This window comes from Paenibacillus solanacearum (assembly GCF_910593845.1).
Classification (GTDB): domain Bacteria; phylum Bacillota; class Bacilli; order Paenibacillales; family NBRC-103111; genus Paenibacillus_G; species Paenibacillus_G solanacearum.
The window spans coordinates 34,730-46,483 of the sequence record NZ_CAJVAS010000045.1 but is presented as its reverse complement, the minus strand read 5'-3'; the positions used below and the strand labels follow the sequence as shown (position 1 = coordinate 46,483).

General features: G+C 52.0%; 6 protein-coding genes, 15 tRNA genes and 2 rRNA genes. 21 read left to right on the top strand and 2 right to left on the bottom strand.

The annotated features are described in order from the left end of the window. The 17 genes from KXG62_RS28735 to KXG62_RS28655 form a co-directional block, all read left to right on the top strand. Positions 1–109 (top strand): 23S ribosomal RNA (locus tag KXG62_RS28735); the annotation flags it as partial. A gap of 178 nt (positions 110–287) precedes the next feature. Further along, a 5S ribosomal RNA gene (rrf, locus tag KXG62_RS28730) occupies positions 288–404 on the top strand. A gap of 39 nt (positions 405–443) precedes the next feature. Further along, positions 444–519, top strand: a tRNA-Asn gene (locus tag KXG62_RS28725). Between the two features lie 9 nt (positions 520–528). Continuing rightward, a tRNA-Ser gene (locus KXG62_RS28720) sits at positions 529–617 on the top strand. A gap of 30 nt (positions 618–647) precedes the next feature. Continuing rightward, positions 648–719 (top strand) — tRNA-Glu (locus KXG62_RS28715). Between the two features lie 11 nt (positions 720–730). Then, positions 731–806: transfer RNA gene (locus tag KXG62_RS28710), tRNA-Val, on the top strand. A gap of 16 nt (positions 807–822) precedes the next feature. After that, positions 823–899 (top strand) — tRNA-Met (locus KXG62_RS28705). A 14-nt stretch (positions 900–913) separates the two neighbouring features. Next, positions 914–990: transfer RNA gene (locus KXG62_RS28700), tRNA-Asp, on the top strand. 79 nt (positions 991–1,069) lie between these two features. Next, positions 1,070–1,141, top strand: a tRNA-Thr gene (locus tag KXG62_RS28695). A gap of 13 nt (positions 1,142–1,154) precedes the next feature. Continuing rightward, positions 1,155–1,230: transfer RNA gene (locus tag KXG62_RS28690), tRNA-His, on the top strand. 18 nt (positions 1,231–1,248) lie between these two features. Further along, positions 1,249–1,323: transfer RNA gene (locus tag KXG62_RS28685), tRNA-Gln, on the top strand. Between the two features lie 7 nt (positions 1,324–1,330). After that, positions 1,331–1,403: transfer RNA gene (locus tag KXG62_RS28680), tRNA-Lys, on the top strand. Between the two features lie 20 nt (positions 1,404–1,423). Beyond that, positions 1,424–1,498 (top strand) — tRNA-Gly (locus tag KXG62_RS28675). An 8-nt stretch (positions 1,499–1,506) separates the two neighbouring features. Beyond that, positions 1,507–1,586: transfer RNA gene (locus KXG62_RS28670), tRNA-Leu, on the top strand. Between the two features lie 10 nt (positions 1,587–1,596). Next, positions 1,597–1,673, top strand: a tRNA-Pro gene (locus tag KXG62_RS28665). A 6-nt stretch (positions 1,674–1,679) separates the two neighbouring features. Beyond that, positions 1,680–1,753, top strand: a tRNA-Gly gene (locus KXG62_RS28660). A gap of 5 nt (positions 1,754–1,758) precedes the next feature. After that, positions 1,759–1,832, top strand: a tRNA-Arg gene (locus KXG62_RS28655). Between the two features lie 194 nt (positions 1,833–2,026). Here the strand turns inward: KXG62_RS28655 and KXG62_RS28650 are convergent. Then, a complete protein-coding gene (locus KXG62_RS28650) occupies positions 2,027–2,242 on the bottom strand; it encodes a hypothetical protein (RefSeq protein ID WP_218095446.1) in 216 nt (71 codons plus the stop codon). A gap of 324 nt (positions 2,243–2,566) precedes the next feature. Here KXG62_RS28650 and bioB point away from each other — a divergent pair, with 324 nt between their 5' ends. From bioB to KXG62_RS28630, 4 genes are all read left to right on the top strand, one after another. Then, complete coding sequence (gene bioB, locus KXG62_RS28645) at positions 2,567–3,544, top strand: biotin synthase BioB (RefSeq protein WP_425517386.1); 978 nt, start codon at positions 2,567–2,569, stop codon at positions 3,542–3,544. A 263-nt stretch (positions 3,545–3,807) separates the two neighbouring features. After that, positions 3,808–4,563: a 2-dehydro-3-deoxy-D-gluconate 5-dehydrogenase KduD gene (gene kduD / locus KXG62_RS28640; protein WP_218095444.1), complete on the top strand. Its 756-nt coding sequence runs from the start codon at positions 3,808–3,810 to the stop codon at positions 4,561–4,563. Next, on the top strand, positions 4,563–5,546 hold the full coding sequence (locus tag KXG62_RS28635) for a sugar kinase (protein WP_246627682.1): 984 nt from the start codon (positions 4,563–4,565) through the stop codon (positions 5,544–5,546). Before kduD ends, KXG62_RS28635 begins: the two co-directional genes overlap by 1 nt. A gap of 36 nt (positions 5,547–5,582) precedes the next feature. Beyond that, complete coding sequence (locus KXG62_RS28630; RefSeq protein WP_218095443.1) at positions 5,583–6,245, top strand: bifunctional 2-keto-4-hydroxyglutarate aldolase/2-keto-3-deoxy-6-phosphogluconate aldolase; 663 nt, start codon at positions 5,583–5,585, stop codon at positions 6,243–6,245. Between the two features lie 654 nt (positions 6,246–6,899). On the opposite strand, the gene KXG62_RS28625 is transcribed toward KXG62_RS28630, so the two are convergent. Next, positions 6,900–11,450, bottom strand: coding sequence for a glutamate synthase-related protein (locus KXG62_RS28625; protein ID WP_246627681.1), 4,551 nt, complete (start codon positions 11,448–11,450; stop codon positions 6,900–6,902). Positions 11,451–11,754 lie beyond the last annotated feature (304 nt).

The following is an 11,754-nucleotide window of genomic DNA, read 5'->3' as shown; positions in this document are numbered from 1 at the left end:
ATTTCCCAGTATGTAAGACCCCTTGTAGACGACGAGGTAGATAGGTTCGGGGTGGAAGCGCGGTAACGTGTGGAGCTGACGAATACTAATCGGTCGAGGGCTTATCCAAGAGCTTTCCGAAAGCTAGCTTCGGAAGCAGTAGTTAAAGATTCAGCATTTGATTTTTGTTGCAGCGAAGATTTATCTTTTGGAAGTGACCTTTGTGCGAAGCACAAAGGAACGAGAAAAGATAAATTGGAGCCCGTTTCGATCCAGTTTTCAGGGCACAAGCCTTGAGAAAATTTCTGTTTGGTGATGATGGCGGAAGGGAACCACGCGTACCCATCCCGAACACGAACGTTAAGCCTTCCAGCGTCGATGGTACTTGGACCGCAGGGTCCTGGGAGAGTAGAACGTCGCCAAGCGGATAGTTTTATGTTCTTTCAAAGGACAACTCATAATATTCCCTGATAGCTCAGTTGGTAGAGCACTCGACTGTTAATCGAGTTGTCACAGGTTCGAGTCCTGTTCGGGGAGCCATCTTTTCTTGGAGAGGTGTCCGAGTTGGCCGAAGGAGCACGATTGGAAATCGTGTAGGCGTCACAAGCGTCTCGAGGGTTCGAATCCCTCTCTCTCCGTAGATTCGACATCATGATCGTTATTTATTAGGCCCGTTGGTCAAGGGGTTAAGACACCTCCCTTTCACGGAGGTAACAGGGGTTCGAATCCCCTACGGGTCACTTTATCCCATGGAGGCTTAGCTCAGCTGGGAGAGCATCTGCCTTACAAGCAGAGGGTCGGCGGTTCGATCCCGTCAGCCTCCACCATAAGATTTACTACTGACGCGGGGTGGAGCAGCCCGGTAGCTCGTCGGGCTCATAACCCGAAGGCCGCAGGTTCAAATCCTGCCCCCGCAACCAATTTTATTTTGTGTGGAGCCGTGGTGTAGAGGCCTAACATGCCTGCCTGTCACGCAGGAGACCGCGGGTTCGAATCCCGTCGGCTCCGCCATTATTTTTAAAATAACGTACTTGGAATACATTAAGTTCGGAGTAGAACGGAAGTGTTCCGTCACTCCGTATTTTGTTTTGCCGTCGTAGCTCAGCGGTAGAGCAACGCACTCGTAATGCGTAGGTCGGAGGTTCGATTCCTCTCGACGGCATCATCTAGATATGGCGATCGTGGCGAAGTGGTTAACGCATCGGTTTGTGGATCCGACACTCGAGGGTTCAATTCCCTTCGATCGCCCCATGTTTTTTTAACTATCATTGGGGATTAGCCAAGCGGTAAGGCAACGGACTTTGACTCCGTCATGCCTAGGTTCGAATCCTAGATCCCCAGCCATTTGCATGAGCCATTAGCTCAGTTGGTAGAGCACCTGACTTTTAATCAGGGTGTCGTAGGTTCGAGTCCTACATGGCTCACTTGATTTTAATAGTATTTTGCGGAAGTGGCTCAGGGGTAGAGCATCGCCTTGCCAAGGCGAGGGTCGCGGGTTCGAATCCCGTCTTCCGCTCCATCACATTTGCCGGTATGGCGGAATTGGCAGACGCGCGCGACTCAAAATCGTGAGGGAAACCGTGGGGGTTCGAGTCCCTCTACCGGCATTCATATTCTCGGGACGTAGCTCAGCTTGGTAGAGCACCTGGTTTGGGACCAGGGGGTCGCATGTTCAAATCGTGTCGTCCCGACCATCACAAGCGGGTGTAGTTCAATGGTAGAACTCCAGCCTTCCAAGCTGGTAGCGTGGGTTCGATTCCCATCACCCGCTCCATCTATGTTCCAGTAGCTCAGCTGGATAGAGCAACGGCCTTCTAAGCCGTCGGTCGGGGGTTCGAATCCCTCCTGGGACGTAAATGTAAAAATAGTGGTTAGATGTAGAACCGCCAAAACCTTGATTCATGAAGGTTTTGGCGGTTCTTTTGTGTTTTGAGAATTGCATAGAAGTGCACAGGAAATAAATTGTTTGTACACAAATCAGAGACATGATAAAAGCACCCTCGGTTGAGAGTGCTGAAATCAAGGCGTGTAGGGAGTTACAGAGTCATTACTTCTTAGAGCTTTTTGGAGGATCAACAATTTCGAAGTGATTTGCATCTCGGAAAACCCGTTTTTCGTCAATCGCGATATGATCGTTTGAAAATCCAGTTATTTTTCCTGGTGGGTAAATGGTAATGTTTCCTTGATAAGCTCTTACAAAGTAACCCATTTTTTTTGCCTCTTCGAAATCACTATCCTCTACTAACTGATGTCCAGTTTTCATTTTACACCTAGCCTCTTCTGTTTGATGTAACTATTATATACTTTTTAAGAAAAAAACGAAAAGATTATGCGGGTCGCACCTGCTCATTTCAATTATCAATCTATGTAAAGGGAGTTGAGCGTTCCTTTGTGGCGAAGAGCTGTGACTGTCCCGCTATAGCGAATGCTGCGCAATGGGCTTGCCGATCGAATGTCCCTTATAGTACAATACGTATGGATTGTATGTTAACCTATTTATTGTTATATAGGTTGACATATAACTTTGTCTGTAGACCGGTGAAGTGGATTATGACATGATAGGAGTTTTCGAATGAATGTATTGCGTATGGATTGGTGTGAAATAGCGGAGAAATCAATTAGAGGCGAAGGGATAAGTAGAAATGAGGCATTAGCGGTGCTGGAATCGGATGACGATGAGTTGTTAGAGATCATGAGTGCGGCGTTTCGGGTAAGAAAACATTATTATGGAAACAAGGTAAAGCTGAATTTAATTATTAACGCGAAAAGTGGATTATGTCCGGAAGACTGCGGGTATTGCTCGCAATCGATCGTTTCTAAGGCTCCAATCTCCAAATATCCTTTGTTGGATAAAGATACGCTGGTGGATGGCGCGCGAAAAGCATTATCTATGAATGTGGGCACGTATTGTATCGTGGCCAGCGGGCGCGGACCAAGCCGCAAAGAGATGGATCAGGTCATCGCAGCTGTTAAAGAAATCAAGTCGACGATGCCGATGAAAGTATGCGCATGCCTGGGGATATTGAATGAGGTACAGGCAACGCAGCTGAAAGAAGCCGGTGTTGACCGGTATAATCATAACTTGAATACGAGCAGGACGAACTTTTCAAATATTACGACCACACATACATACGAGGAAAGGGTTGACACGGTAGAGCAGGCGAAGCTAGCCGGCATGTCGCCATGTTCAGGGTGTATTATTGGTATGGGGGAAACGGATCAAGAGATTGTCGAAATCGCCTATGCTCTGAAATCGTTGGATGCGGACTCGATTCCGGTTAATTTTTTGAATGCCATACCGGGCACACCGCTCGAGGGCTATCAACTGTTGAATCCCCGCAAATGCTTGAAAGTGTTGGCGCTGATGCGTTTCATTAACCCGACCAAAGAAATTCGCGTAGCCGGAGGCAGGGAAATTCAACTGCGTTCCCTTCAGGCCATGGCGCTGTACGCGGCGAACTCGATATTTGTCGGCGATTATTTAACGACGGAGGGTCAGGAGGCCGCCATCGATCGGCAAATGATTGAGGATGCCGGATTCGTTATTGAAAGCTGCGCATTGTAAAAAATAAAGACGGGCAGCAATAGAGCTATCATCCGACGCCATTACAACGATAGTCATCTTTTTATAGTGACAGTAATAAGAAATTATAGGAATGATTATGTTAAATATCATAATAAAGTCGTTATATCTGATGTGAGAATGCTCTGCATACTGCTTCCGGTATGGCGCACTCGGTTATTTTGACTTATAATAGAAAGGACAAGCAATCCGTAGTTGGCGCGAGTTCGGATCAGCTTAAAACGTTTAAATGGGGTGCTATAAAGATGAGTTTGTTTGATTTGACCGGAAAAGTGGCTCTCGTAACCGGCGGTGCCGTTGGTTTGGGCGGAGCGATTTCGCTGGGACTTGCAAAAGCCGGAGCCGATGTTGCGATCGTCACGAGCAATGACCGTTCGCGGGAAGTGCAGCAGCAAATCGAATCGATGGGCCGTAAAGCGCATACCATTGTTGCCAATCTGATGGACCAAAGCGCGCTTGAAAGCGTTGTGAGCGAAACGTTGTCCACGTTTGGCAAAGTCGATATTTTGGTCAATAACTCAGGCATTATTCGCCGTACGCCGGCAGCCGATCATTCCGCTCAAGATTGGCACGATGTGCTGAACTTGAACTTGAATGCAGCGTTTTTTCTGTCCCAACTCGTAGGCCGCGAAATGATTAAACAAGGGTCGGGCAAAATTATTAACATCGCTTCCATGCTTAGCTTCCAAGGCGGCATCAACGTTCCGGGGTATACGGCATCCAAGCATGCCATAACGGGGGTAACGAAGGCACTGGCCAACGAATGGGCAAGCAAGGGCATTCAAGTGAATGCAATCGCTCCAGGTTACATGGAGACGGACAATACAACGGCGCTGAGAGCCGATAAAGAACGCAGCGAACAAATATTGGTTCGCATTCCGGCAAGCCGCTGGGGAACTCCGGAAGACCTGCAAGGACCGGTTGTTTTCCTTGCGTCGCAAGCTTCCGATTACATGAGCGGTCACGTACTGTGCGTTGACGGCGGATGGATGACAAGATAATGAATAAAGAACAGCAAAACGAACAGTTGCAGATGTTTCAGCCGGATATTATTACTTTTGGCGAAACGATGGCTCTCATGATGCCGACAGGCTCCAAAGGAATTGAATATTCCCCTCATTTTCAAGGGTTGTTCGGCGGTGCGGAAAGCAACGTTGCGATTGGCGTCGCGAGGTTGGGTCATCGGGTAGGCTGGTTTAGCCGGTTAGGGAAAGATCCTTTCGGACGGATGATTTTGAAAAAAATCCGCGGCGAGGGCGTGGACGTCTCACGTGCCGAGCTGACGACCGAGGCGCCTACCGGGCTCATGCTGAGAGAAGTCGTATCGGGCAAGACATCGGTATATTATTACCGCAAAGGCTCTGCGGCCAGCACGCTGCGTCCGGAGCATCTGGACGAGGAATATATTAAGCAGGCCCAGTATTTGCACGTGACGGGCATTACGCCCGCCTTAAGCGAGAGCTGCCGCGAGACGGCGAAGGAAGCGATCCGGTTAGCGCGCAAAAACGGGGTAAAGATATGCTTCGATCCGAACCTGCGGCTGAAGCTGTGGTCGATTGAGGAAGCGCGCGGCGTCCTGCTGGAATTTGCGAAGGAAGCGGATTACTTCCTTCCGGGGCTGGACGAGCTGAAGCTGCTCTATCAGACGGAAAGCTTCGATGAAATCGTTGCGCATTTGAGTGAGCTCCGAGCCGTTTCGATTGTAAAAGGCGGCGAAGATGTAACGTATGTGGTGGAGAACGGGCAAGTCAGCTCGGTTCCATATTTCAAGGCGGAGCATGTGGTCGATACGGTTGGCGCAGGCGACGGATTTTGCGCCGGTTTCTTTGTCGGTCTGCTCAAAGGCTACAGCCATTATGAAGCGGTCCGTCTCGGCAACCTGATCGGATGCATGGTCGTGCAAGCGGAAGGCGATTGGGAAGGCATTCCGACATGGGAGCAAGTCGATGCGTTCATGAACAATGTGAAGCACGTGGAAAGATAATAAGTTAGACTCCAAGAAAAAGGAACGGATAAACTTATGAAAAAACTGAAGCTTGTACAGCAGATCGTAAACGAAGGCGTTGTAGCGGTACTCCGTGGCGAAACGCCGGACGAAGTCGTAGAAATGGCGGAGCAAGCGATCGAAGGCGGTATCAAAGTCATTGAAGTGACGATGACCGTGCCGTTCGCGCTCCAAGCGATTGAAAAGCTGGCCAAAAAGTATTCCAGCACGACGCAGGACGCATCCAAATATGCGATTATTGGTGTAGGAACGGTGCTTGATCCGGAAACGGCGCGCGCCGCCATACTGAGCGGCTCCGAGTTCGTGGTCGGCCCGTGCTTGAACCCGGATACCGTAACGCTCTGCAACCGATACCGTATTCCGGTCATGCCTGGCGTGATGACGATCCAGGAGATTCAGAAGGCGCTGGAGCTCGGCGTCGACATCGTAAAGCTGTTCCCGGGCAACCTGTACTCTCCGGCGATGATTAAGAACATCAAAGGCCCGCTGCCGCAGGCGAACATTATGCCGACCGGAGGCGTATCGCTCAGCAATCTCGGCGAATGGATCAAAGCCGGCGCCGTCGCAGTAGGGATCGGCTCCGATTTGACGACCGACGCCGTAAAAACCGGCGACTACAGCCTCGTCGCGAAAAAAGCCGCGCAATACATCGAAGCCTACCGCGAAGCCAAAAAGTAATAAGTAAACATTATGGCAATGCGGAAAATTAGCGCTATAAAAGTAAATCGTGTTATTAATAACGCAATTGAGCAGCACAACGGAACAACACGTAACGTGACAGAGCATCTCCTAGCGCAAGTTTACCGGACAAGGCGCAGTGCATTCGCAGCTCGGGCTTAGCTCGCTGAATTACGCTGAATTCGTAGCATATTCTGAGCGCATCACAGCACCGAATCGCCAACTGGAATAACAAAGTAACCCTCCCTCGCCAATAAGCGAAGGAGGGTTACTTTTGTTTGGAGCCCGACCGACCACCACGCTGCACTGAAACACGTCATTCGGACGCAGTTGAGCTGATCTCACTAATCCATCGGCGTAAGCCTGATGAAATGCCTGCTGAAAGCCAGGCAATCTTTTATCATCCAACCACCGTAAAGCGTGTCCGTCCTTAGGCATCGAAAAATACAATGCCAGAAGAAGGACGAAAGCGAGCTTCCCCCGCCAAACGTTCCACTCTCCGCAAACCTGCACCCGCCGTAAAGCGTATCGGCCTCGTGTCTGCTTGAAAAGCCAGACCGAGGCCGATAAACGCGCTTAATTCATCTATACACCATTACGAGCTCCCAAGTAACTCATCCGCCCGTATCGTGGTCCAGGGGAGGCGAACCCAATTTACTCCGTCGCCACCGATTGGTCAGCTTGCAGACCTACAGGGGCAATGCGTACAAAGTTAGATTGCAGATCGTTCAGCAGCGCTTGAATTTTTGCAGCGGCTTCCGGCTGACTGGAGTTCACGAGTTCTTCGTGGTAAGCGCCGAGCAGTTCGTTCAAGTCTTTCGAGCTTTGCGCGCCGATCGGCTCGATTTTCACTTTCGCGCCTTTAGCGATACGGCGTTCGATTGCCGCTTGATCGAGGCCCATCTCCGGAACGAGACGCTGGTAGATCACGCCGCCGGTCATCCCTGCGCAGATCCATGGACCCGGGTCGCCGAGAACGACGGCACGGCCGTTGGTCATGTATTCGAACGCGAAGCCCTTCATGTTCGCGCGAGCGGCGATACCGCCAAGTTCATCGCGCAGCGGAGTAGTGATTTCGCCGCCGAATACGACGTCTGCGCCGGAGAAACGGATGCAAGCGCGAGTATCCGCGTTGCCTTGGATCAGGAACAGACCTTTCTGTGCTCCGTATCCGAACGATTTACCAACGGAGCCGTTAATGAATTGCTTATGCTTGCTTGGCGCCTTCAGGATGGCGACTTTGCCGCCGAGCGACATTTTGCCGACGCCGTCTTCTGCACCGCCGTGAACCGTAATTTCTACGCCGCGAGCGTTGAACGCTGCAAGACCGTTACCCGGTACGGAACCTTCAGTCATCGTGATGTTCACCGGAGGCAGTTGATCGTAGCTGCCGTCGAAGCGGTCTCTTACGCGATGGCTCGAGTAGCGGGCTCCCAAGATGCGGGACTCCGCATCCACTTTGCTCCAGTTGCGCACGACCGGTCCGTTGAACGAAACCGAATCCGGGAAGAAATCGAGACCTTCAGCGCCTGCTGCGATTCGGATATCCGAGGATACGGCAGCGGCCACTTCGGCCAGCGCTTCCTGCTCGCTGGATACGGCAAACGGCGCCGGGCGGAGCAGGTCGGACAGATCGATTTTATCCAGATGGCTGATTTGCTGCAGCAAGTCGGAACGGCCGACCAGTTGCTGCAGATCGGCAAAGCCGAGCTGTGCCACGATTTCGCGAATCTCTTGACCAATGCCGCCGAACAGGCGAACGAGGGAATCGACCGCCAGATCGAATTGGCGAGGTACGAAGCGGCGAAGCCCTTTCTCTTCCGCTTCTTCCATGGAATCGATCTGCGTGGCGATACCAACGTGGCAAGTATCCAGATGGCAGCCGCGGCAAGTCGTACAACCGATCGATTGCATCGCGATGGAACCGAAGCCTACGCGGTTTGCACCGAGCATAACCATCTTGATGACGTCAGCGCCGGATTTCATGCCACCGTCGGACCAAAGCTCTACTTTATCGCGAAGGCCGGCTTCGATCAGGGCGACGTGGGCAAGCTTCGTACCGATTTCGGTAGGCAAGCCGACATGCGTGATCGAGTGAATCCGCGCCGCGCCGGTACCGCCGTCGAAGCCGGACAGCGTAATGACGTCCGCGCCCGCTTTGGCTACGCCCACGGCGATCGTTCCGATACCAGGTACAACCGGTACTTTTACGATAATTTTCGCTTTGCGGCCGCTCGCTTCTTTCAGCTCGGAGATGATTTGCGCCAAGTCCTCAATGGAGTAAATATCATGGTTGTTGGACGGCGAAATCAGGTCGGAGCCGATCGTTGCGTTACGCGCTGCGGCGATTTTGGCCGTAACCTTGGAGCCTGGCAGGTGACCGCCTTCGCCTGGCTTCGCGCCTTGGCCGATCTTAATTTCAAGGAAAGCTACCGCAGTAGCAAGCTCAACGTTCACGCCGAAACGTCCGGAAGCGACTTGTGCGCCGCGTGTCCGCTTGTAACGGCCGAGCATATCTTTAATCTCGCCGCCTTCGCCGTTCATCGTGACCATGTTCAGACGCTCGCCGGCTTCCGCATAAGCGCGGAACGCGGTTTCGTTCTGCGAGCCGAACGACATGGAGGAGATGAGCATCGGCAAGTCATGACCGCCGATACCAATGTTGACCCCGGAAGGATCAAGCGGCTTGTGGCCTTCCGCCAATGCCTTCTCGAAGTCGAAAGCAGCAACGTGACGGATCGAAATCGGATTTTTCGTCTCTTCTTCGCGAAGCTTATCGCGGTAGTCCGTATAAGGAGCCGCGCCGGATGCCGCGTCGCCGAGCGCTTTCCACATCCGTTGGAAGAAACGGAAATTGCGCGCCGCTTTAGCTTTTGCGTTCGAGTAATCGGTGTAACGGGCTTCCGCATCGGCTTGAAGCTCGGCGAAGCCGGTCCCTGCCGCGTCGCTGCCCAAGTAGTTGACAATATCGAGCACTTCCGCAATTTCCGGCTTCAGGCCGATGGAAGAATAGAAACGGGTGTAACCGCGAAGCTCGTGTGTCCCGATGGTGGAAATGACTTTCTCCAAGCCTTTCATCAGCGCCGTGAACACTTTGCGCGCCGCCGGTGCGCCGTTTTTCGTAGAAGCGGTGGCGAACATGATGTAAGGCGAGAGTACATCGGCGCCCAAGCCACAGGCTACGGCGATATCATGCAGATTGCGAATCGCTCCGCTGCGAAGCACGAGCGTCGTTTGACGGCGAAGATTGTCGCCGAAGCCAAGCTTCTCGGCTCTCAAAGCAATGTCGACTTTGGAAACGGCCAAATGCGGATCGATCCACAGACGATCGTTCTGATGCGCTTGACTGTCGTCGAGAATGAGCAGCATTGCTCCGCCGCGAACGGCCTGAATGGCATCGGCAGCGAGTTGATCCAGCGCGTCCTTCAAAGAAGTGCCGCGTGCGAACGTCGTGGACAGCGTAGCGATGGCGTCGCCATTCTGCGAGCCGAACATCGCCATAAGCTGCTCGAAGCTGGGCTGCTTCAGTTCGTTCAAGGAATCGATGCCGTTGCTGCCTTCCAGTACGACCGGATACAACAGCTCGATGCGCAGACGCTCATCCGGCTGCCCGTAGACGGCAGGACGAGGACCAACGACGATACGGGTGGAGAAATGCTCCATTTCGCGGTCGCGGTCGATCGCCGGGTTGGTGACGACAGCAACACTTTCCTTGATGAAATCCGGAATGTTGTTGCGTTCCCAGTTCAGCGCGGCGTGCGGGCTGTCATGACCGAGAGAGCGGATCGGTTCGGCGCCGGTTTCGGCGGTCGTTTCGATCATTTGAATGCCGTCGCGATCCCAGCCAAAGGCGCTGTAAATCGAATCGGTCGGCGTCATGTCAGCGGATGGAGCTGCTTCTACCGCAGGAACCGCGTTATTGAGATGCTTGCGCAAGCCTTCGAAACCAATGCGGACCGAAGCGCGATCAAGCACTTTATTTTGCACCTGATGATAAGGAATCACTTGCACGTGCTCGCCTGGCGTCAACACAACGCCGACTTTTTCGCCTGGAGCGATCGGTTTCGGATCGGCTACCATTTCGCCGACCGTAATAACGCCTTGCTCGGAGGAGAAGTAAAGCGATGTATCGCTTTCCACCATCCATACCGGACGAAGACCGAGCGCGTCGACGCTGAAAATACATTCATTGCCGTAACGGGATACGATACCGGCCGGACCTTGGGCGTAATGGCCCCACATTTGACGGTAATAGACGTACAAGTCCTGAAGTTCTTGGCGATACAGCTTCATTTCATTAATAATAGGTGGGAAGACGACTTCCATTGCTTCAAACAAGCTGAGACCGGAGCGGTGAATGAACGTTTCGATCGTTCGGTTCATGTCTTGCGAATCGCTGCCGCCGTCTACGAGCGGAACGCCGACCATTTCGGCTTCAAGACGCATTTTCTTGACCGTATTGATCTCGCCGTTATGGCCGAGTAAGGAGAATGGCTGTACGCGGAAGAAACTGGATTGGGTGTTGGTAGAGTAACGATTGTGACCGATGGTGACTTGCGCAGCAAACAACGGATCACGCGTATCGTTAAAATATTTCGGCAAAATGCTCGCGGCGCCCATGACTTTATAGGCGGCTGTTACATTGCTGAGGGTAGCAACGTGTACGGTGTATTTGTTTTCGATGGCGATGTGCAGTTCGAAGAGATGATCGGCAACTGTAGCTTCTTGCTTTTCGCAAAGACCGGCGATTTGCCAAAAGGTCGGCTCGTCGGCGCGGCCGTTCGGACCGAGGACGGAGCTGTCAACTTGGTTTTCCTGCTCCAGCAAAATGTTAACCTCGAAGCTGTCGAACAGTTCGCGGATGCCTTTTTGCATGTCGGCCGCCGAGATGTCCAGCTTGCGCGGAACAAAGATGTGGGCGACGGAAAAACGTTCGTCGTAAGCAAGCTTGCCGTCCAGACCAGCCTCTGTCAGTTTTCTCTCCCAGAGGGCTCTTGGAATATCGGTCAAAATACCGCATCCGTCGCCTTCCCCGTTAATAAATCCGGAGCGGTGCTCCATTTTGACAAGAGCTTCAATCGTTTTTTGGATGTTATCACGGGAAGGGAACCCGTCTTTTTCTACGATACAAATGATGCCGCAGCTGTCGTGCTCGGTGGCCAAAAGGTTCTGAAAGCGGCCTTCATTGCGCATTACTTGGTTCATACAGTTGGTCAGCAGGCTGACCGTCACCTCCCTAATGAATTATGCAGATTTATTTCTGTAATAAGGTTTGTTCATGTCGCGGAAAGAAAGCGGACGAAATCAGGTGGGTTGTAATGAATAAAAATACATTTATACTGCATAATCGACTTTTCCATCGGTCCGTTTGTTTCGTCTGAAGCTGCCTGGAAGAGACAATAAGAAAGGAATAAATGTACCCGGTTCGTCCTGACAAGCACTCGCCTTTCAAAGCTCACATGGCTTGTAAACCTTACAATAGAGCCGATTTTATTACTTGAAAAAGTAT